At 72.8% G+C, this 21,064-nt stretch carries 14 protein-coding genes; 10 read left to right on the top strand and 4 right to left on the bottom strand.

Annotated features, from left to right (window positions below):
- Positions 1-64: 64 nt before the first annotated feature.
- Positions 65-1,234: a YihY/virulence factor BrkB family protein gene (locus OG823_RS03340; RefSeq protein WP_371477345.1), complete on the bottom strand. Its 1,170-nt coding sequence runs from the start codon at positions 1,232-1,234 to the stop codon at positions 65-67.
- Positions 1,235-1,471: 237 nt separating this feature from the next.
- Here OG823_RS03340 and OG823_RS03345 point away from each other — a divergent pair, with 237 nt between their 5' ends.
- From OG823_RS03345 to OG823_RS03365, 5 genes are all read left to right on the top strand, one after another.
- On the top strand, positions 1,472-3,340 hold the full coding sequence (locus OG823_RS03345; protein WP_371477347.1) for a diacylglycerol kinase family protein: 1,869 nt from the start codon (positions 1,472-1,474) through the stop codon (positions 3,338-3,340).
- On the top strand, positions 3,340-4,293 hold the full coding sequence (locus OG823_RS03350) for a YihY/virulence factor BrkB family protein (protein ID WP_371477349.1): 954 nt from the start codon (positions 3,340-3,342) through the stop codon (positions 4,291-4,293). The genes OG823_RS03345 and OG823_RS03350 overlap by 1 nt, the downstream gene beginning before the upstream one ends.
- 105 nt (positions 4,294-4,398) lie before the next feature.
- Positions 4,399-5,178 carry a phosphatase PAP2 family protein gene (locus OG823_RS03355; protein ID WP_371477351.1) on the top strand — a complete coding sequence of 260 codons (780 nt, stop codon included), beginning with the start codon at positions 4,399-4,401 and terminating at the stop codon, positions 5,176-5,178.
- Between the two features lie 172 nt (positions 5,179-5,350).
- Positions 5,351-6,547 (top strand): phosphatidylserine/phosphatidylglycerophosphate/cardiolipin synthase family protein, encoded by a 1,197-nt coding sequence (locus OG823_RS03360; protein WP_371484284.1) that lies wholly within the window; start codon positions 5,351-5,353, stop codon positions 6,545-6,547.
- Positions 6,548-6,732: 185 nt separating this feature from the next.
- On the top strand, positions 6,733-7,167 hold the full coding sequence (locus tag OG823_RS03365; protein WP_371477353.1) for a VOC family protein: 435 nt from the start codon (positions 6,733-6,735) through the stop codon (positions 7,165-7,167).
- Between the two features lie 109 nt (positions 7,168-7,276).
- On the opposite strand, the gene OG823_RS03370 is transcribed toward OG823_RS03365, so the two are convergent.
- Genes OG823_RS03370 through OG823_RS03380 form a run of 3 tightly spaced genes read right to left on the bottom strand, consistent with a single transcriptional unit; the run spans position 7,277 to position 9,829 of the window.
- The gene (locus OG823_RS03370; protein WP_371477354.1) at positions 7,277-7,720 is read right to left on the bottom strand and encodes a hypothetical protein; all 444 of its coding nucleotides are present in this window, start codon (positions 7,718-7,720) and stop codon (positions 7,277-7,279) included.
- Between the two features lie 51 nt (positions 7,721-7,771).
- A complete protein-coding gene (locus OG823_RS03375; protein ID WP_371477356.1) occupies positions 7,772-8,113 on the bottom strand; it encodes a hypothetical protein in 342 nt (113 codons plus the stop codon).
- Between the two features lie 48 nt (positions 8,114-8,161).
- The gene (locus tag OG823_RS03380; protein ID WP_371477357.1) at positions 8,162-9,829 is read right to left on the bottom strand and encodes a sodium:solute symporter family protein; all 1,668 of its coding nucleotides are present in this window, start codon (positions 9,827-9,829) and stop codon (positions 8,162-8,164) included.
- Between the two features lie 214 nt (positions 9,830-10,043).
- Between OG823_RS03380 and OG823_RS03385 the strand changes: the two genes are divergently transcribed.
- From OG823_RS03385 to OG823_RS03405, 5 genes are all read left to right on the top strand, one after another.
- Complete coding sequence (locus tag OG823_RS03385; RefSeq protein WP_371477359.1) at positions 10,044-11,810, top strand: ABC transporter ATP-binding protein; 1,767 nt, start codon at positions 10,044-10,046, stop codon at positions 11,808-11,810.
- A gap of 336 nt (positions 11,811-12,146) precedes the next feature.
- The gene (locus OG823_RS03390; RefSeq protein WP_371477361.1) at positions 12,147-13,985 is read left to right on the top strand and encodes a cellulase family glycosylhydrolase; all 1,839 of its coding nucleotides are present in this window, start codon (positions 12,147-12,149) and stop codon (positions 13,983-13,985) included.
- A 286-nt stretch (positions 13,986-14,271) separates the two neighbouring features.
- A complete protein-coding gene (locus OG823_RS03395; protein ID WP_371477363.1) occupies positions 14,272-16,767 on the top strand; it encodes a glycoside hydrolase family 9 protein in 2,496 nt (831 codons plus the stop codon).
- Between the two features lie 85 nt (positions 16,768-16,852).
- A complete protein-coding gene (locus tag OG823_RS03400; protein ID WP_371477365.1) occupies positions 16,853-18,310 on the top strand; it encodes an endo-1,4-beta-xylanase in 1,458 nt (485 codons plus the stop codon).
- 393 nt (positions 18,311-18,703) lie between these two features.
- Positions 18,704-20,812 (top strand): discoidin domain-containing protein, encoded by a 2,109-nt coding sequence (locus OG823_RS03405; protein WP_371477367.1) that lies wholly within the window; start codon positions 18,704-18,706, stop codon positions 20,810-20,812.
- Positions 20,813-21,064 lie beyond the last annotated feature (252 nt).

Below are 21,064 nucleotides of genomic sequence, written 5' to 3' on the forward strand. Positions count from 1 at the left end.
GTGCGGACGCGATCCGCCTGCCCCGGTGGTCCGTCGGCAAACGACCCTTCGCGGCGACGGACGCTCAGAGGCCGCCGGCCTCCGGGGAGGGGGCGAGTCCGGGTCGCGGCGGGAGCACCGGCCGCTCCCGCGCCGGAGCGGTATCGGTGCCGGTGCCGGTGCCGGAGGGGGCCGGCGACGGCGGCTCCGAGGGAGGTGACGGACGCGCCGGGCCGCCGGGGTCCGGCGGATGTGACGGCCCCTCCTGCTCCGCCGCCCGCCCGGGACGCGGCTCGTCGAACCGGACCCGGACCTCCTCGAACGGCTTCTGCGCGGCCGCCGTCGCGTAGGAGGTGAAGGCCCGCCGGTCGGCCCGGGTGAGCCGGGCGTCGTCGGAGAACGGCGCGGCCAGGTTGCGCGGGTGCAGTCCGCGATGCCGTACGGAGGCGCTCTCGGCGCACATGACCAGGGTGAAGGCCCCGAGGTAGAGCCAGGCGATCAGGCCGAGGACGATCCCGAACAGCCCGTAGGTCGCGGTCGCGCCCCGGAGCTGGTGCCCGACCACGTAGGCGCCCACCGCCTGCAGGACCTGCCAGACCACCGCTCCCGCGAGCGCCTCCGGCCACAGCGCGGCCGGCGGCAGGGCACGCGCCGTCAGTGCCTTGAAGGTCAGCACGATCAGCGCCGCGTTGACGGCGACCGACAGCAGCATCCCACCGCCCCGGACCCCCCAGGCGACCGCGGCCCCGTAGCTGTGCGCGCTGGTGGCGAGGGCGGCCAGCACGGTGGTGACCGCGACGCCCAGGCCCAGGACGACCAGCAGCAGCAGACTGCGCAACCGCGAGACCAGGGGATTGGGCCGCTCGTGCTGCGGAACCGCCCAGATGCTGTTCAGCGCGTTCTGGGTCGCCTGCGCCACACCCAGCGCTCCGTACAGCACCCCGCCGATGCCGACCGTCAACGCGAATCCGCTGCCGTGCAACGAGTGGATGTTGTCGCCGAGCTGGTCCCCGAGGACCGGGAACTGACCGAGCGCCGAACTCAGCACCTCCGCCTGCAACCGGGCGTTGCCGTTCAGGGCGAAGCCGAGGACGGTGACCAGCAGCAGGAGCATCGGGAAGAGCGAGAGGAAGCCGTAGTAGGTGATCAGCGCGGCCAGGTACGAGCCCTGGTCCTCGACGAACTTGTAGACCACGGCGACGGTGTGGCCCGCCCACCGGTGGCTGCGCTGATAGCGGTCGAGTCTGCCCAACATGCCCAAGCCCGTCGTCCTGTCTGGTCGCAGCGCCACCCGGTACGGCCGGGGCGGCTCGCCCGCCGGCCGTCGCCCCGGCCGCCCCTGGCGGCTACCCGCCGGCGGCGCCCGCATGCCGCCGGGCCGGTCCCCGCCCGTCGCCGCGGCCCCGGCCGGGGCCGCCACGTCGCGCGGCGGCCGGCGGGGGGCCGCCGGTGGACGACGGATGCCGCCGGGAATCCGGGGCAGACGACCCGCATGACTGCGGAGGAAAGACATCCCCGATGGCGCACGGCGCTCTACCTGCCGGCGCTGGCCGCCGTGCTCGTGGCCGCGGGCCTCGCGCTGGCCGGGCGCCCCGGTCCGGAGGACGGCGTGAACCGGTTGCTGGCCGCGCATCGGGGCGCGCTCGCGGACCAGCTCAGTTCGTGGTTCTCCGCCCTGGCCGCCACCCCCACCGTGATCGGGGTGGCGGCGCTGTGCGTGCTGGCGCTGCTGGTGGTGCCGGCCGAGGCCCGCCGGTGGGAGGCCGCGTTCCTGGGCGGCGCGGTCGCCGTCCAGTCGCTGGTGTTCCTGCTGGTGACCCTCTGCGTGGAGCGCCCCCGCCCGGACGTCGTGCGGCTGGACGGCGCCCCGCCGACCTCCAGCTTCCCCTCCGGCCACACGGGCGCGGCGCTCGCACTCTACGGCGGGCTCGCCGTACTGGCCTGGCTGCACCTTCGGCGCCCGTGGCGGGTGCCGGCGGCCGGGATCCTGCTCCTGATCCCCCTCCTGGTCGGCGCGAGCCGGCTCTACCGGGGCATGCACCACCCCACCGACGTGGCCGCCGCACTGCTCAACGGCGGCGTGGTGCTGTTCGTCGCGGCCCGGCTCTGCCTGACCGACCGGGGCCCGGTGCACACCGTCGCCCGCGCGGGCGGCGGCAGCGACAGCGACGACCCCGGGGCGGCGGGGCGGCCCGGCGCCGACACCTCCGCCGTCTCCTCCGCCTCCGCCACCGATTCCGGCCGGCGCGTGACCGTGGTGGTGAACCCGCTCGTCACCGACCGCGCCACCCGCGAAGGGGTCCGGCGCCGGCTGGAGCGCTCCGGCCACCACCGGCCGGAGTTCGTCGAGACCACCGCGACGGACCCGGGCGGGCAGGCCGCGGCCCGGGCCGTCCGGGACGGCGCGGGCCTGCTGGTGGCCTGCGGCGGGGACGGGACGGTGACCGCCTGCGCGGGCGCGCTCGCGGGCACCTCGGTACCGCTGCTGGTGGTGCCCTGTGGGACGGGGAACCTGCTGGCCCGCAACCTCGGTCTCCCCCGCCACCCGGGACGGGCGCTGGACGAGGGCCTCGCCGCCCCGGTCTGGTCCGCGGACCTGCTGCTGGCCGGTGGCGACGGCCTGCCCGACACCTGTGTCACCGCGATGGCGGGTGCCGGGCTCGACGCGGAGATCATCGCCGGTACGGGCCGCCGGCTGAAGAACCTGATCGGCTGGCCCGCCTACGCAGTCGCGGCGCTGCGCCACCTGGGTTCGCCCCGGCTCCGGCTGACCGTCACGCTCGACGGCGGCGCACCGCTGGAGCGCCGGGCCCGCATGGTGCTGGTCGGCAACGTCGGTGCCATCCAGGGCGGCCTGCGGCTGCTGCCCGACGCCCGGCCCGACAACGGCCTGCTCCAGCTCGCCCTCTTCGACCCCCGGGGCCCGGTCGACTGGCTCCGCGCGCTGCGCCTGCTGGGCCCAGGTGGCCCCGCCACCGCCGCCGTCGAGCACACCGGATCCGCCACCGCGGCGGCTCATCCCCTGGAGTACCTCCAGGCCCGGCGCGTGGAGCTGGAGTTCGACCGGCCCGTCCGGCGCGAGCTCGACGGCGAGGCGGTGCCCGCCGGCCGCACGCTGCGGCTGACGGTACGCCCCGGGGCCCTGCTGCTCAGGGCGCCCCGGCCCGCCACGTCGGACGACGATCACCCTTCGGCACGGCCGGTGCGTCCCCGCTCCGGGCCGGCCCGGCCGACCCGTCCCACCCCTCCCGCGAGCATCGCCGGCACCACCGGCACCGGGGCTGCGGTGGCCCCGGTGGCGGCCCCCGTGACCCCCGCGACCCCCGCGGGCGTCGCCCCGTACGGCGAGAGGAGCCGGTGATGGGTACCGCGACACGGGTCAAGCGCTCGCGGGACCCGCACGGCGAGGAGCTCGCCGGCGACGAGGCGCTGTCGGCGCTGCGCGACTACGGCCGGTGGCGGCTGGTCCGCGACGCCTTCGTCCGCTTCCGCTACGCCGACGGTTTCAGCCACGCGCGGGCACTCGCCTTCCAGACCGTGGTGGCCCTGCTGCCGTTCCTGATCGCCGTCGTCGGACTCTCGGCCTTCCTGCACACCGAGGGGTTCGGGCGGGTCGCCGAGCTGACGCTCAGGCGGCTCACCAGCGGTCCGAGCTCGGGCGTCGTCCAGCAGGTGCTGGACCGCAGCCGTGACCGGGCCGACGACGGCGGCCGGCTCGCGCTCTGGCTCGGCGCGCTGTTCTCCCTGCTCAACGTCGCCACCGCGATGTGCCAGATCGAGCGGGGCGCGAACCGGATCTACGGCCTGGAGCGGGACCGGCCGTTCCGTGCGAAGTACCTGCGCGGGCTGCTGATGGCCCTCACGGCCGGGCTCCCGCTGGGCCTCGGCTTCGTCCTGATGGTCGCCGGGCAGCAGATCGCCCGTTCGGTCAGCGAGGTCTACGGCATCGACTCGGGCACCGTCGACGTCTGGGCGCTGCTGCGCTGGCCGGTGGGTGTCCTGCTGACCCTGATCTCCGCGAGTGTGATCTTCCGGCGGGCGCCGAGGCGCAGCCAGCCCGGCTACACCTGGCTGGCCTTCGGCGCGGCCGTCTACCTCGTCCTGTGGACGACGCTGACCTGGGCGCTCAGTCTCTACCTGCGCCTCAGCGGTTCCTTCGACGCGGTCTACGGCCCGCTGAGCGCCTTCGTGTCCCTGCTGGTCTGGGCCTACCTGACGGCCATCGCCCTGTTCCTCGGGCTGGCGTTCGCCGCACAGCTGGAGGCGGTCCGAGTGGGCCGCGGGGAGCCGATCCTGCCCGACCCGGGGGCCTGAGCGCAGCGGCGACCCCCGGGGCAGAGGGAGCGGTGCGGCCCCCGGCGGACAGCAGGGCGTCGTGCCAGGGCTGATCCGGTGAAATCGGGGTAGCCGACCGACATCATGGGATCGATCACGACCGACCACGCCCCGCGCCCGCCGCGCCCCGACAGCGACCGGCGCTTCGGCACCCGCCTGCTGCTCGCCCTGCTGGGCTTCGCCGTCGCCGCGGTGCCCTGCGCGATCCTGCTGGTCCTGGTGGAGTCCCACTGGGGCCCGCTGCAGCGACTCGACCGGGACGCCGCCGACAGCCTGCACCGGACGGTTCTGGCCCACCCCGCGCTGGTCACCGTGCTGCGGGTGTGCACCGACGTCCTGTGGGGACCGTGGACCATGCGGCTGATGATCGCCCTGCTGGTCTGCTGGCTGGCCGTCCGGCGGGCCTGGCGGCTCGCGCTCTGGGCGGCGCTCACCACGGCGGCCTCCGCGCTGATCGGCCTGCTGGTCAAGGAGGCCGTCGCCCGTGCCCGCCCCGCCCTGCCCGAGCCGGTCGCGCACGCCGGCGGGTACTCCTTCCCGTCCGGCCACGCGATGACCGCCATGACCTGCTGCGCCGTCGCCCTGCTCGTCCTGCTCCCCGTGATCCCGCGCGGGTGGCGCCCGGTCGCGTGGCTCGCCGCGCTCGTCCCGGTGATCGGTGTCGGCTTCACCCGGGTCGCGCTCGGCGTGCACTGGGTCAGTGACGTGGTCGGCGGCTGGCTGCTGGGACTCGCGCTGGTCGCCGCCACGGCCTGGGCGTTCGAGACCTGGCGGATGGAGGCCGGCCGGCCCGTCCTCCCCGTCACCGAGGGTCTGGAGCCCGAACTCGGCGCGTCCGGACCGCCGGAACCCCCGGCCGCCTGACCGCTCCGGCCTGCCCCCGCTCGCTCGCCCCGACCGCCTGCTCCGACCGCCTGCTCCGACGGCACGCCCTGACGCGGGCCTCGACACGCGTCCGCCGCCCGCCCGCCGCCCGTCCGTCACCCCGACCCGCCACCACGAACCAGGAGAGACCGTGATCGACGAGATCGCCACCTTGCAGGCCGGCGACGGCAGCACGCAGGCACAGGACGTCGCCACCCGCAAGCAGGAGCTGCGCAGGCGACTGGAGCGGCTGATCGGGATCGCCGCCACCGAGGGCAACGAGATCCTCCCGCTGCGCAACGGCGACCAGATCTTCCCGGCGATGCTGCGGGCCGTGGAGGAGGCCGAACACACGGTGGACATGACCACCTTCGTCTACTGGCGCGGGGACATCGCCCACCGCTTCGCCCACGCGCTGGCCGCCAAGGCACGGCAGGGCGTACGGGTCCGGCTGCTGCTCGACGGCTTCGGCAGCAGGCTGATCGAACGGGAGCTGCTGGACGAGATGGACCGCTCCGGTGTGGACGTGGCGTGGTTCCGCAGACCCGTCCGGCTCTCGCCGCTCAAGCAGAACCACCGCTGCCACCGCAAGGTACTGGTGGTCGACGCGACCACCGCGTTCACCGGCGGCGTCGGCATCGCCGAGGAGTGGTGCGGCGACGCCCGCAACCCGCAGGAGTGGCGCGACACCCACGTCCAGGTGCGCGGCCCTGCGGTGGACGGCATAGCCGCGGCCTTCGCTCAGAACTGGGCCGAGTGCCGCGAGGACGGCCTCTACGACGCGGCCGACCGCTTCGAGGAGCACCGTCAGCCCGGGACCTCGGTGGTCCAGGTCGTCCGGGGATCGGCCAGCGTCGGGTGGCAGGACATGCAGACGCTGCTGCGGGTGGTCATCTCCTCGGCGCAGCGGCGGCTGCGGCTGGCCACCGCGTACTTCGCGCCCGACCGCTACTTCGTCGATCTGCTCATCGCCGCCGCCGAACGCGGGGTGGACGTCGAGATCCTGCTCCCCGGCCCGCACACCGACAAGCGGGTCTGCCAGCTGGCCGGCGAGCGGTTCTTCGAGGACCTCACGGCCGCCGGCGTCCGGATCTGGCAGTACCAGCCGACCATGATGCACGCCAAGGTGCTCACCGTGGACGGCATCGCGGCCCTGGTGGGCTCCACCAACTTCAACCGGCGCTCGCTCGACCACGACGAGGAGATCATGCTCACCGTGATCGACGAGCGGTTCACCGCCCGGCTGGACGCCGACCTCGACCAGGACCTCACCGTGAGCGAGCGGCTCGACCCGGGCCGCTGGCGTCGCCGCTCCCCCGGGCGGCGCGCCATGGAGGCGGCCACCGCGCCGATCCGGCACTTCCTCTGAGCGCGTTCTCCACCCCGGGTGGCGGTCGGGCGGGCGGGTTCTCACGTCCTCCCGACCGCCACCCGGGGTTCGGTGGTTCGGGCCCGTGCGATCGTCGCCGGCGGTCCACCGGGACCGACGACCGTGGCGGCGTGCCGGTCGCCGGCGCGCCAGGGGTTGTCGGAGGCACGCAGTACCGTCCTGTCATGGCCGCCAGAATCGATCTGACCCTCGACTGCGCGAACGCGCGGCTTCTCGCCGACTTCTGGAAGGCGGCGCTCGGCTACGTCGACGAGCCGCCGCCCGCTCCCTTCACGACCCGTGGGGAGTGGCTCGCGCGGTTCGACCTGCCGGCGGACGGCTCCGAGGACGACGGGGCGTGGCTCTGCGATCCCGACGGCATCGGGCCCCGCCTCTCCATCCTCCGGGTTCCCGAGCCCAAGAGGGCGAAGAACCGGCTGCACATCGACGTCCGGGTGCCGGGGCACGGCGGTCCCGGTGAGCGGTGGGACCGGATCCGGGCGGAGTCCGAGCGGCTGGTGCGGGCCGGCGGCCGCGTCCTGGAGGAGTTCGACGGGCACCACGTGCTGATGGCCGATCCGGAGGGCAACGAGTTCTGCGTCGCCGCGGCCCCGGCCTGACGTCCCCGGTGCCGGCCGCGGTGCCGGAGGGCGTCGCCCCCCGGCACGACCACCGCACGCGCCGGGGGCGGCCGAGGCTCTCCGCCTCGGCCGCCCCCTGGCGTCCGTGTCATCCCTCGCAGGTGACCACGGTCAGCCCGCCGGAGACCGTGTTGGTCGCCAGCACCTTCCCGTTCTCCGAGATACGGCAGGTCATCGAGCCGAGGGCGCCGGTGTTGTGGGCCGACAGACGCACCCGCCCGTCGTGAGCGGCCGTCACGTGCAGGCCCGGCCGGCCGGCCGCGCTGAGCGGCAGCGGCTCGCCCCGCATGCTCACCGCCCGGCCGTGGCCGTCGGTGAGTTCGAGGTCGGCCCGGTCGGCCGTACCGGTCAGCTCGTAGACGATGTCCCGCTGGCCGTCCGGCGCCGGCTCGGCGACCGCGGTGGCCGCGGAGGCGGCCGGTGTCGCCGGGTCGGCCGCCGGTGCCCCGCAGCCGGCGGCGGCGGCCGCCAGCGAGAGGGCTGCGAGCAGGAGCGGTCCGGGGGCTCGTCGGCCCAGATTTCGCTCGGTCATCCCGTACTCCTTCCGATCGGGCCGCCGGTCGGGGCGTCCCTTCGCGGGCGGTCAGTTGCCGCTCTGCGCGGCCGACTCGGGTGTCCCCGACACCTCCGGTCCCTCGGGTACCTGAACCGGGCTGAGCCACATCCAGAGCAGGAACGCCCCGCCCACCAGCAGCATGCCGAGGCCGGTCCACAGGTTGATGTTGATGCCCTGCGCCTTGGCTATCTCCTCCGGGGAGTCCAGGGCACCGGTGACGGTGAGCACGACGCCGTAGAGAACGAACAGGCCACCGATCACCCTGCGGATGTCGAACAGCCTGGAGGCACTCGCCGAGGCGCGCTCCAGCTGCTCCGCGCTCTCCTGGTCTCCCGCGCCGTGCGGGTGGGGTTCCTGCTGGTCCGCCATGGTGATGGCTCCTTCGCTGAGGGTGCAAGGACGGTCGGGGGTCATGCGTCAGGCCCAGAACGGCAGGTAGCAGCCGGCCGCCAGGATGATCGCCGACCAGCCCAGCAGCGCCGGGCGGCGGTACCACTTCTCGTCGCCGGCCTCGGGGGCCGCGTCCATGCCCGCGGAGCGGGTGCCGTAGACCAGGCCCTCGATCTCCTCGGCGGGCTTGGGCCGGGTCAGGAAGGTGACCGCCACGCTGACCGCGATGCCGACCACGAAGGCGACGATCGAGGAGACGAAGTTGGCGCCCTGGTCGCTCGGGATGGCGATGACGCCGCCCTTGTAGAGCCAGAAGTAGTTCACCATCGCGGCCACCGTGCCCGCCAGCAGACCCCAGAAGCCGGCCGCCGGGGACATCCGCTTCCAGAACATGCCCAGGATGAAGGTGACGAACAGCGGCACGTTGAAGAAGGAGAACAGCGTCTGCAGGTACGCCATGATGTTGGTGAACGAGGACGCGATGAAGGCGGTGCCGATCCCGATCAGGACACCGGCCACGGTGACCACCCGGCCGACCTTCAGGTAGTACGCGTCGGCCATCCGGGGCTTGATGTACGGCTGCCAGATGTCGGTGGTGAAGACGGTGTTGAACGAGGAGATGTTGGCGGCCATGCCCGCCATGAACGCGGCCAGCAGGCCGGTGACGGCTATCCCGAGCACACCGTTCGGCAGCAGCTGACCCATCAGCAGCGGGACGGCGTCGTTGTACTGGAGGTCGCCCTTGCCGAGGTTGGGCTCGACCACCGCGGCGATCAGACCGGGGATGACCACCACCGCGGGGATGAAGATCTTCGGGAAGGCGGCGATCAGCGGAGTGCGCCGGGCGGCCGAGAGGTTCTTCGCGGACAGGGCCCGCTGGACCTCGGCGAAGTTCGTCGTCCAGTACCCGAAGCTCATCACGAAGCCCAGACCGAGCACGATGGTCAGCCAGTTGGCGCCGAGCGGGTTGGAGCTGCCGATGCCGGTACCGCCCCAGGCGGTCGTGAAGTCGTGGCCGTGCGACTCGTTCAGGCTGTCGCTCAGGCCGCCCCAGCCGCCGACCCGCTTGAGGCCCACCACGGTCAGCGGGATGAGGGCGGCGAGGATCACGAAGAACTGCAGCACCTCGTTGTAGATCGCCGAGGACAGCCCGCCGGCCAGGATGTACGCCAGCACGAACGCGGCGGCGACCACGATGGACAGCCACAGCGACCAGCCCAGCAGCGCCTTCATCACGATGGCGAGCGCGTAGAGGTTGACGCCGGCTATCAGTACGGAGGAGATGCTGAAGATCACCGAACTGAGCAGGTGGGAGGAGGGCCCGAAGCGCTGGAGCAGGAACTCCGGGACGCTGCGGACCTTGGAGCCGTAGTAGAACGGCATCATCACGATGCCGAGGAACACCATCGCGGGGATCGCGCCGATCCAGTACCAGTGGACGGTGTAGAGGCCGTACTGGGCGCCGTTGGCCGCCATCCCGAGGATCTCGGTGGCGCCGAGGTTGGCGGCCACGAAGGCCAGGCCGGTGACCCAGGCGGGCAGCGAACGGCCGGAGAGGAAGAAGTCGAGGCTGGTGCGGATCGAGCGTCTGGCCGCGAAGCCGATGCCCAGGACGACCACGAAGTAGGTGGCGAGGATGGCGTAGTCGAGTCCATCCACCTTCAGACGCATCGCGTCGGCCAACTGGCTCGGCATACCGGTGCTACCCCTGTCACCTGGAGACCCGGTCGGAGCGCCGGGTGATGATCGGACGGAACGAACATCGCCACGTCTGTTCGCTCGTCGCGTTCCCAAACCTGCGACCGCCCGAGCGCTCCCAAAACCGCTGTCGCCCCCGCGGCGCGCGCTGGGACAATGGCGCCACCCTCGCTCCCTGCTCCGCACCACCCTCCGTCCCCTGGAGACGTTCATGGCGTTGCCGCAAGGCCCGCTCAGCCACCGCTACCGCGGTGAGCACCCCATCCGTACGCTGCTCTACCTCTTCCAACCGGACCGCAAGCGCGTCGCGGGCGCCGTCCTGGTCTATCTCGCCAAGCACACCCCGGTCTGGCTGCTGCCGCTGATCACCGCGAACATCGTCGACGTGGTGGTGCAGCACCGCGGGATAGCCACGCTCTGGTGGAACGCCGCCGTCCTGCTGGTCATCCTGTTGCTCAACCTTCCGCTGCACCTGCTCTACGTCCGCTGGATGCACGGCAGCATCCGCCGGACCGGCACCCGGCTGCGCTCCGCGCTCTGCCACCGGATGCAGCAGCTCTCCATCGGCTACCACTCCCGGGTGAGCGCCGGGGTGCTGCAGGCCAAGGTGGTGCGGGACGTCGAAGGGATCGAGAACGCCACTCAGCAGACCGCCGACATGGGCCTGGGCGCGGTCGCGACGCTGACCGGCGGCGTGCTGGTGATCGCGATCCAGGCGCCGGTCTTCCTTCCGGTGTTCCTGGTCATCGTGCCGGCCTCCGCGCTGCTCGTGGTGCGGCTGCGCGAGCGGCTGCGCGACGACAACGAGTCGTTCCGCGTCCAGGTCGAGCAACTGTCTTCGCGGATCAACGAGATGACGACGCTCATCCCGATCACCCGTGCGCACGGGCTGGAGCGGACGGCGCTGCGCAGGGTGGACCGCACCCTGGGCTCGGTGCTCAGCGCGGGCCTTCGGCTGGACCTGCTGAACGGACGCTTCGGCGCGCTCACCTGGATCCTGCTGAACGCGATCGGCGTGAGCTGCCTGGCCGGTTCTGCCCTGGTCGCGTACTACGGCTGGCTGGACGTCACGGCGGGCCAGGTCGTCATGCTCAGTGCCTACTTCTCCAGCCTCACCGGCTCGGTGACCAGCCTGATGAGCCTCACGCCGATCATCGGCAAGGGACTGGCGTCGGTCCGCTCGGCCGGCGAGGTGCTCCAGGCCCCGGACCTGGAGGAGAACTCCGGCAAGGCGGAGGTCGCCCGGGTCCGCGGCCGGGTGGACTTCCGCGGCGTCGGCTACCGCTACGAGGGCGCCGAGCAGGACTCGATCAGCGGCTTCGACCTGAGCGTCCGGGCCGGCGAGACGATCGCGCTGGTCGGCGGGTCGGGCGCCGGAAAGTCCACGGTGCTCAATCTGGTGATCGGCTTCCTGCGCCCGACCGAGGGGCGGATCCTGCTCGACGGCCAGGACATGGAGGCGCTGGACCTGCGCAGCTACCGCAAGTTCCTCTCCGTGGTGCCGCAGGAGTCGATCCTCTTCGAGGGCACCGTGCGGGAGAACGTCACGTACGGCATGCGGGACGTCGGCGAGGAGGTTGTCCGGGCGGCCCTGCGGGACGCCAACGCGCTGGAGTTCATCGACCGCCTTCCGCAGGGTCTGGAGACGGTGGTCGGCGAGCGCGGCGCCCGGCTGTCGGGTGGCCAGAAACAGCGCCTGGCCATCGCCCGCGCGCTGATCCGCGACCCGCGGATCCTCGTCCTGGACGAGGCCACCTCGGCGCTGGACTCGCGCTCGGAGGCGCTGGTGCAGCAGGCGCTGGGCCGGCTGGTGCAGGGCCGGACGGTCTTCGTGGTGGCGCACCGGCTCTCCACCATCAAGGGCGCCGACCGGATCGTGGTGCTGGACGGTGGCCGGATCGCGGAGATCGGCTCGCACGCGGAACTGCTGCGCGGCGGCGGCGCGTACGCCGGTCTGCAGGCGGCGCAGCTGGCCTGAGCGGGCGGCCGGCCACCGGGTGACCGGGGTCCCGAGGGGTGGTCCGCATCGTGCGGGCCACCGCCACCCACGTCCCGTCAGAGTGCCCTCCCGGCGGCCGAGTTGAGCGCGGAAGTTGGTACACCGGTCGATTTGCGTTCAGATAGTGAAGGATGAGCGGGCTCTTGACGCCCCGACCGTCCATGGGTTCACTGGAGCCCGCCAACTCGGCATGCCCGCCCCCACCCCGGGCGACCACCCCCACTCCAGCGGCAACGATCGAGCCCTCCCCCGCCACCGCACGTGGGAGCGCTCCCATAGATCATCCGCCGGACAGTCCCAGAGAGGACCAGCGACGTGCTCCACCCCGTACGCCGCCTGCGCGAGGCCCTGCTGGCCGTCGCCCTGGCATCATCGGCACTCCTGCTCCCGACCGCGGCGGCGCAGGCCGCCCAGGCCGCCGCACCCGCCGCCGCCACTGCCGCGACCACGGCCGATGCCCTCGGAACCGGCGCCGGCTACTGGCACACCAGCGGTCGCCAGCTCCTCGACGAGGCCAACCACCCGGTCCGCATCGCGGGCATCAACTGGTTCGGCTTCGAGACCGCCAACTACTCCCCCCACGGGCTCTGGTCGCGAGACTACAAGAGCATGCTCGACCAGATGAAGTCGCTGGGCTACAACACCATCCGGCTCCCGTACAGCGATGACATCTTCAAGCCCGGCACGTCACCGTCGAGCATCAACTACTCCAGTGGCATGAACGCGGACCTTCAGGGCCTGAACTCACTCGGCGTCATGGACAAGATCGTCGACTACGCCGGGACCACCGGCCTCAAGGTCATCCTCGACCGCCACCGCCCCGACTCCAGCGGTCAGTCCGCGCTCTGGTACACCGCCGCCGTGCCCGAGACGACCTGGATCAACGACCTCACCGCGATCGCCACCCGCTACTCGGGCAAGTCCGCGGTCGTCGGCATCGACCTGCACAACGAGCCGCACGACCCGGCCTGCTGGGGCTGCGGCGACACCAGCGTCGACTGGCGGCTGGCCGCCGAGCGGGGCGGCAACGCGGTGCTCGCCGCGAACCCGAAGCTGCTGATCTTCGTCGAGGGCAACCAGACCTTCAACGGCAGCTCGTACTGGTGGGGCGGCAACCTCCAGGGCGCCGGTCAGTACCCCGTGCGGCTGAACGTCGCGAACCGGCTGGTCTACTCCGTGCACGACTACGCGACCAGCGTGGCGCAGCAGACCTGGTTCACCGACCCGTCGTTCCCGGCCAACATGCCGGGCATCTGGGACAAGAACTGGGGCTACCTGTTCAACCAGAACATCGCGCCGGTCTGGGTCGGCGAGTTCGGCACCACCCTGCAGTCGACGACGGACCAGACCTGGCTGAAGGCGCTGGTGCAGTACCTGCGGCCGACCGCGCAGTACGGCGCGGACAGCTACGGCTGGACGTTCTGGTCCTGGAACCCCAACTCCGGTGACACCGGCGGGATCCTGAACGACGACTGGACCACCGTCAACACCACCAAGGACGCGTACCTCGCCTCCGTCAAGGCGCCGTTCGGCGCCGCGACCGGCGGCGGCGGGGGTGGCGACGTCCAGGCGCCCACGGCTCCGGCCGGGCTCACCGCCACGGGCACCACCAGCAGCACCGTCGCGCTCGGCTGGACCGCCTCGACCGACAACGTCGCCGTCACCGGTTACGACGTCTACCGGGGCGCCACCCTGGTCGGCACGGCCACCGGCACCTCCTACACCGACACCGGCCTGACCGCCGCCACGGCCTACTCGTACAGCGTCAAGGCCCGTGACGCGGCCGGCAACGTCTCGGCGGCCTCGGCCGCGGTGAGCGCCACCACGGCGGCCGGCGGCGGCACCGGCGGCACCGGCGGGGGCTGCACCGCCGCCTGGCACGTGGACAACCAGTGGAGCACCGGGTTCACCACGACGGTGACGGTCACCGCGACCGCCGCGACCAAGTCGTGGACGGTGGCCTGGGTCTGGCCGAACGGCCAGCAGCTCAGCAGCGCCTGGAGCGCGACCGTCCAGCAGACGGGCAGCTCGGTCACCGCGGCCAGCCTGGCGTACAACGGCACGCTCGCCGTCGGCGGCACCACCTCGTTCGGCCTGCAGGGCACCTGGAGCGGCACCAACGCCACTCCGACGCTCAGCTGCACCGCCGCCTGACATCCATAGGAGCATCCGTCCGACACCGGCGGGGGCGGGCCACCACCCGGCCCGCCCCCGCCCCCACACCCACCCCCGCACCGCCCCCGCACCCGCCCCGCACCGCGCCACCCGGCTCGCCGCCCCCGGCGGCGCCGTCCCCGGGACCCCGCGCCACCGCCCCGCGTGCCCCACGCCGGCGCGGGCGGCGAGCAGGGGCGCGCCCCCATGCCCCCACGCCCCCATGCCCCCATGCCCCCACGCCCCCATGCCCCCATGCCCCCTCCCCCGACGAAAGGCCCCACCCGTGCCTCCCGTCACCACCCGTGCCACCGCCCGCCGCCGGCCGGCCGCCCTGCTGCTCGCCGGCGCCCTGCTGGCCGCCGGCGCCGCCACCGGACTGCCGGCCCTCACCGCCGACGCCGCCGTACCGACCGCCGCCCAGGCGGGCTCCGCCACCGGCCCGAGCGTCCGCGTCAACCAACTCGGCTACCTGCCCGACGGCCCGAAGCGGGCCACCGTGGTCAGCGGTGCCACCGCGCCGCTCGGCTGGCAGCTGCGCAACGCCGGCGGCGCGGCCGTCGCCTCCGGCGCCACCGTGGTGCACGGCGCCGACGCGGCCTCCGGCGACGCCACCCACACCGTGGACTTCTCCGCCTTCACCGGCTCCGGCACCGGCTTCACTCTCGTCGTGGACGGGGTGAGCAGCTACCCGTTCGACATCTCGGCGTCGCTGTACGACGGCCTGCGCGCCGACAGCATGTCCTTCTTCTACCAGCAGCGCAGCGGCATCGCGATCGACCCCGCGCTGGCCGGAGCGGCCTACGCCCGCCCGGCCGGGCACCTGGGCGTCGCGCCGAACAAGGGGGACGTGGCCGTCCCCTGCCAGGCGGGCGTCTGCGACTACACCCAGGACGTGCGCGGCGGCTGGTACGACGCGGGCGACCAGGGCAAGTACGTGGTCAACGGCGGCATCGCCACCTGGGAGCTGGTCAACTCGTTCGAGCGGGCGAAACGCGCCGGGACGGACGCGGCGGTCGGCGACTCCACGCTGCGGATCCCCGAGCGCGGCAACGCCGTACCGGACGTCCTGGACGAGGCCCGCTGGGAGCTGGACTTCCTGATGCGGATGCAGGTGCCGGCCGGGAAGCCGCTGGCCGGAATGGCCTTCCACAAGGTGCACGACGCGCAGTGGACCGGCCTGCCGACCCGTCCCGAGCAGGACGACCAGCAGCGAGAACTGCACAAGCCGTCGACCGCCGCCACGCTGAACCTCGCGGCCACCGCCGCCCAGTGCGCCCGGGTCTACGCGCCCTACGACGCCGCCTTCGCCGCCCGCTGCCTGGACGCGGCCAAGCGCGCCTGGACGGCCGCCAAGGCGAATCCCGACCTGCTCGCCCCCAGCACCGACAGCACCGGCGGCGGTGCCTACGAGGACGCCCAGGTCGGCGACGAGTTCTACTGGGCCGCCGCCGAGCTGTTCGCGACCACCGGGGAGAGCCAGTACCGCGACGCGGTGACCTCCTCGCCCTTCCACAGCGGGCCCGCCGACTCCTTCTGGTGGGGCGGCACGGCGACGCTCGGCCGGATCACCCTGGCCACCGTCCCCGGCGTGGCACTGCCCGCCGACGACCTGGCGCGGATCCGCGCCTCGCTCACCACCGCCGCGGACGGCTATCTCACCACCATGTCCGGACAGGGCTACGACGTCCCGATCGCCGCCGACGGCTACGTCTGGGGTTCCAACAGCTCCGTCGCCGACAACGCGATGGTGATCGCCGTCGCCTACGAGCTGACCGGGCAGCAGCGCTACCGCTCGGCCGTGCTGGAGTCGATGGACTACCTGCTCGGGCGCAACGCGCTCAACCAGTCGTACGTCACGGGCTACGGCGAGCACGCCTCCGAGAACGAGCACCACCGGTTCTGGGCGCACGAGAACGACGCCTCGCTGCCGCACCCGCCGGCCGGCTCGTTCGCCGGCGGGCCGAACGCGGGCCTGCAGGACCCGGTGGCGCTGGCCCAGCTGACCGGCTGCGCGCCCGCCAAGTGCTACGTCGACGACATCGGCTCGTACTCCACCAACGAGGTGGCGATCAACTGGAACGCGCCGCTGGCCTGGCTGGCCGCCTTCGCCGCCGACCGCTCCGGCGCGACTCCCCCGGCCCCGCCCAAGGTCCTGGCCGCACCGGCGAACGTGACGGTGCCCGAGGGCTCCTCGGCCGCGGTGGCCGTACGGCTGTCCGCCGCGCCGGCCCAGAACGTGACGGTCGGCGTCACCCGCGCCTCGGGCGACCAGGATCTGTCGGTGACCGGCGGAGCGAGCCTGGTCTTCACCCCGGCGAACTGGTCCACCCCCCAGCAGGTGACGGTGTCGGCCGCACAGGACGCGGACACCCTGAACGGCACGGCGGCCTTCGCGGCCGGCGGCACGGGCGTCGAGGCGGCCTCCTTCACCGCGGTCGAGGCGGACGACGACACGCCGCCCGCGGCCGCCTGCTCCGTCGCGTACCACGTCGACAGTGCCTGGGCCGGCGGCTTCACCGCGACCGTCACGCTCAAGAACACCGGACCGGCGACGATCACCGGCTGGACCCTCGGCTGGACCTTCCCCGGCAGCCAGCGGATCACCAACGGCTGGAACGCCACCGTCGTCCAGAGCGGCGCTGCGGTCACCGCCAGGGACAGCGGCTGGAACGGCACGCTCGCCCCCGGCGCCACCGCGAGTTTCGGCTTCCAGGCGGGCTACTCCGGCAGCAACGACGCACCCTCGGGATTCACGCTGGGCGGCGCCGCCTGCGGTTGATCCGGGCCGCCACCGCCCGGCCCACGAGCCGGCCGCCGGGACCCACCCGCCCGGCGGCCACCCCCAAGGAGAGGACGACCCACCCATGCGCCACCTGTTCGCCCGTCATGCCGCCCGGCTGAAACGGGCCGGCCTGGCCACCGCCGTGCTGGCCGCCACCGCCCTCGGCGCGGCCGTGCTGCCCGGCGCGGCCCACGCCGCCGACACCCCGCTGCGCGACCTCGCCTCCACGAAGGGGATCTACGTCGGCAACGCCGTCGCGGGCGGCAAGCTGAGCGGCACCGCCCAGTACGCGGCCATCGCGGGCACCCAGTTCAGCTCGCTGACGCCCGAGAACGCCATGAAGTGGGGCTCGGTCGAGGCCAACCGGGGCACCTTCAACTGGGCCGAGGCCGACCAGATCGTCGCCTTCGCCCAGGCCCACAACCAGCAGGTACGCGGCCACACCCTGGTCTGGCACAGCCAGAACCCGAGCTGGCTGACCAACGGGAACTTCGGCGCGACCGAGCTGAGCGGCATCCTCCAGCAGCACATCGCCACCGAGGCCGGGCGCTACCAGGGCAAGATCTACGCCTGGGACGTGCTCAACGAGCTCTTCAACGAGGACGGCACGTACCGCACCTCGCTCTGGTACAACACCCTGGGCACCGGCTTCATCGCCAACTCGCTGGCCTGGGCCCACCAGGCCGACCCGGCGGCGAAGCTCTACATCAACGACTACAACGTCGAGGGGCTCGGCGCGAAGAGCGACGCCCTCTACAACCTGGTCAAGTCGCTGAAGGCACAGGGCGCGCCGATCGACGGGGTGGGGCTGCAGGCGCACTTCATCCTCGGGCAGGTCCCCTCCACGCTCCAGGCCAACATCCAGCGGTTCGCGGACCTCGGCGTCGACGTCGCGGTCACCGAACTCGACATCCGGATGCAGACGCCGTCCACCGCCGCCAAGCTGACCCAGCAGGGCGCCGACTACACCACGGTGGTGAAGGCCTGCCTGGCGGTCACCCGCTGCAAGGGCATCACCGGCTGGGACATCTCCGACGCCGACTCCTGGGTGCCGAGCGTGTTCTCGGGCTACGGCGCCGCGACCCTGTACGACGAGAGCTACCAGCCCAAGCCCGCCTACCAGGCGGTCGCCACGGCGCTGGGCGGGAGCACGAGCACGGCCTCCCCCTCGCCCTCGGCCTCCGCGTCGGCCTCCCCCTCGCCCTCTCCCACCGCCACCGCCACCTCGACACCGACCGGCGGCAGCGGCTGCACCGCGGCGTACTCGGTGTCGAACCAGTGGAACACCGGCTTCAGCGGCGCCGTCCAGGTCAGCTGCCCCGCGGGCGCCTCGCTGGCCTCCTGGAAGGTCGGCTGGGACTTCGGAGCCGGCCAGCAACTCACCCAGGCGTGGAACGCCACCTGCACCCAGAGCGGGGTCCACGTCACCTGCACCAACGCGACGTGGAACGGCGCCGTACCGGCCGGGGGCTCCGCCTCCTTCGGCTTCAACGCCAACTGGGCCGGCAGCAACCCCGTCCCGGTGGTGACCCTGGGCTGACCGGCCCGGCGGGCTGCTGGGGGTGGGGGCGCGGCGGTGCCCCCACCCCCTTCGGCATGCCCGAACGCCTGCGGCCAACATCTCGGCTGTGTTTCGGAATTGACGTCACAATCATCTGAAGGCCGACATTTCGTAGCGGCCAGCGTGCACATGCCTTGACACTTCGGAAACGCCGCCGCAATCATCGGCTGAGTCGGAGAGCGTTCTCCACGCACTCGCCGACCGGCCCGGTCTTCCTCACCCTCCGTGTTCCACAGCCTTGTCGTCCGGCGCCGCACCACCAGTCCCCCACCCTCGGAACCACTTCCCCCAGGAGGTTTCGTGCCAGTCCCTTCTTTCGACTTCCGAACGCGAGACGGAGCCGCCGGAGCAGTCCGGCGCGGCTTCCGGCCCGTGACCCTGTTGCTGGTCGTCGCCCTGATCGCCGCGCTCGCCCTCGCCGTCACCGGCGCGCCCGCGCGGGCCGCGGGCACCCTGCTCTCCCAGGGCAAGCCCGTCACCGCCTCCTCCGTGGAGAACGCGGGCACCCCCGCCTCCGCCGCCGTGGACGGCAACACCGGTACCCGCTGGTCGAGTGCGGCCGCCGATCCGCAGTGGATCCAGATCGACCTCGGCTCGACCGCGACGATCAGCCAGGTCGCCCTGAACTGGGAGTCCGCGTACGCCAAGGCGTACCAGATCCAGACCTCCGCCGACGGCTCCACCTGGACCACGGTGTACGCCACCACCACCGGTTCCGGCGGCACCGAGACGCTCAACGTCACCGGCAGCGGCCGCTACGTCCGGATGAACGGCACCGCCCGGGCCACCGGCTACGGCTACTCGCTCTGGGAGTTCCAGGTCTACGGCACCATCGGGACCGGCACCGGCGGCGCCTGCAGCAGCAACAACGCCGCGCTCAACCGGCCCTCCTCGGCCTCCTCCAGCGAGAACGCGGGCACCCCGGCGAGTTCCGCGTTCGACGGCAACACCGGTACCCGGTGGTCGAGTGCGGCCGCCGACCCGCAGTGGCTCCAGGTCGACCTCGGCTCGGTGCAGTCCGTCTGCGGCGTCCAGCTCGCCTGGGAGTCCGCGTACGCCAAGGCGTACCAGATCCAGACCTCCACCGACGGCACCAACTGGACCACCGTCTACTCGACCACCACCGGCCCCGGCGCCACCGAGCTGATCACGCTCACCGGCACCGGCCGCTACGTCCGGATGACCGGCACCCAGCGCGCCACCCAGTACGGCTACTCGCTCTGGGAGTTCCAGGTCTTCACCGGCACGCCGGCGAACAACGGCCCGGCGCTGCTCTCGTACGGCAAGCCCGCCACCGCGTCCTCCTTCCAAGACGACGGCAACTGCTCCGGCTGCACCCCCGCCAAGGCCTTCGACGCCGATCCGGCCACCCGGTGGGCGAGCAACGCCACCACCGGCTGGACCGACCCGGGCTGGATCTCCGTCGACCTCGGCGCCACCGCCGCGATCAGCAAGGTCGTCCTGCAGTGGGATCCGGCCTACGCCTCGGCGTACCAGATCCAGACCTCGGCCGACGGCACCAACTGGACGAGCATCTACTCCACCACGACGTCCACCGGGTACAAGCAGAGCCTGGACGTCTCCGGCACCGGCCGCTACGTCCGGATGTACGGCACCGCCCGCGGCACCGCGTACGGCTACTCGCTCTGGGGCTTCGACGTCTACGGAACCGGCGGCAACCCGACCGCGCCGCCCGCCACCCCGCCGAACCCGGGCAACCCCGAGAAGCTGGTCTGGAGCGACGAGTTCAACTCGGCGGCCGGCACCGGACCGGATCCGGCGAAGTGGACCTCGGACTCCGGCGCGGGTGTCAACAACGAGCTGGAGTACTACACCCCCGGCAACAAGAACACCTACCAGGACGGCACCGGGAACCTGGTCATCGAGGCGCGCAAGGAGGTCACGGCCGGCTCCTCGTGCCCCCGCGACCCGCTGAGCGGCAGCACCACCTGCCAGTACACCTCGGGCCGGATCAACACCTCCGACCACTTCAACTTCACCTACGGGCACGTCGAGTCGCGGATCAAGGTCACCGGCACCCAGGGGCTGTGGCCCGCGTTCTGGCTGCTCGGCTCGAACTTCAAGACCGGTACGCCGTGGCCCAACTGCGGTGAGATCGACATCATGGAGCACGTCGGCAAGGTCGCGGACTCCGTCTACTCCACGCTGCACGCACCCGCGTACTTCGGCGCGGCCGGCTACGGCTCGCCCTACACGGTGGCCGGCAGCGACTTCGCCTCGGCGTTCCACACCTACGCGCTGGACTGGGACTCCAGCCACATGACCTTCTCGGTCGACGGCAACGCCTTCTTCACCGTCAACCGCAGCACCCTGGAGCAGACCCGCGGCCCGTGGGTCTACGACCACCCGTTCTACATCATCCTCAACAACGCGGTCGGCGGCGACTGGCCGGGCGCGCCGGACGCCACCACCGTCTTCCCGCAGAAGATGCTGGTCGACTACGTGCGGGTCTCCCAGTAGCGCCCACCGCCCACACGTAGCCGGCGCCGGGCCGGAGAGGTCCGGCGAGCGGCAGGACAGGCACCGAGCCGGTGCGGACGGAGTACTTCCGTCCGCACCGGCTCCGCCGTTCCCCCGCCGTTCCCCCGCCGTTCCCACCGCCGTTCCCACCGCCGTTTCCACCGCCGGCGCGACCCGACCCCCGAGCAGCGGGCGGCCACCGACCACCCGCCACCCGCCACCCGCCACCGACCCCGCCTTCGTGAACGTCGT

Source organism: Kitasatospora sp. NBC_00315 (genome assembly GCF_041435095.1).
GTDB lineage: Bacteria > Actinomycetota > Actinomycetes > Streptomycetales > Streptomycetaceae > Kitasatospora.

Excerpts from the sequence above, each read along its gene's own strand:
- OG823_RS03340 (WP_371477345.1), bottom strand. The coding sequence starts at position 1,234 with ATGTTGGGCAGACTCGACCGCTATCAGCGCAGCCACCGGTGGGCGGGC.
- OG823_RS03365 (WP_371477353.1), top strand. The coding sequence starts at position 6,733 with ATGGCCGCCAGAATCGATCTGACCCTCGACTGCGCGAACGCGCGGCTT.
- OG823_RS03350 (WP_371477349.1), top strand. The coding sequence starts at position 3,340 with ATGGGTACCGCGACACGGGTCAAGCGCTCGCGGGACCCGCACGGCGAG.
- OG823_RS03400 (WP_371477365.1), top strand. The coding sequence starts at position 16,853 with ATGCGCCACCTGTTCGCCCGTCATGCCGCCCGGCTGAAACGGGCCGGC.
- OG823_RS03385 (WP_371477359.1), top strand. The coding sequence starts at position 10,044 with ATGGCGTTGCCGCAAGGCCCGCTCAGCCACCGCTACCGCGGTGAGCAC.
- OG823_RS03355 (WP_371477351.1), top strand. The coding sequence starts at position 4,399 with ATGGGATCGATCACGACCGACCACGCCCCGCGCCCGCCGCGCCCCGAC.
- OG823_RS03370 (WP_371477354.1), bottom strand. The coding sequence starts at position 7,720 with ATGACCGAGCGAAATCTGGGCCGACGAGCCCCCGGACCGCTCCTGCTC.
- OG823_RS03375 (WP_371477356.1), bottom strand. The coding sequence starts at position 8,113 with ATGGCGGACCAGCAGGAACCCCACCCGCACGGCGCGGGAGACCAGGAG.
- OG823_RS03345 (WP_371477347.1), top strand. The coding sequence starts at position 1,472 with ATGACTGCGGAGGAAAGACATCCCCGATGGCGCACGGCGCTCTACCTG.
- OG823_RS03380 (WP_371477357.1), bottom strand. The coding sequence starts at position 9,829 with ATGCCGAGCCAGTTGGCCGACGCGATGCGTCTGAAGGTGGATGGACTC.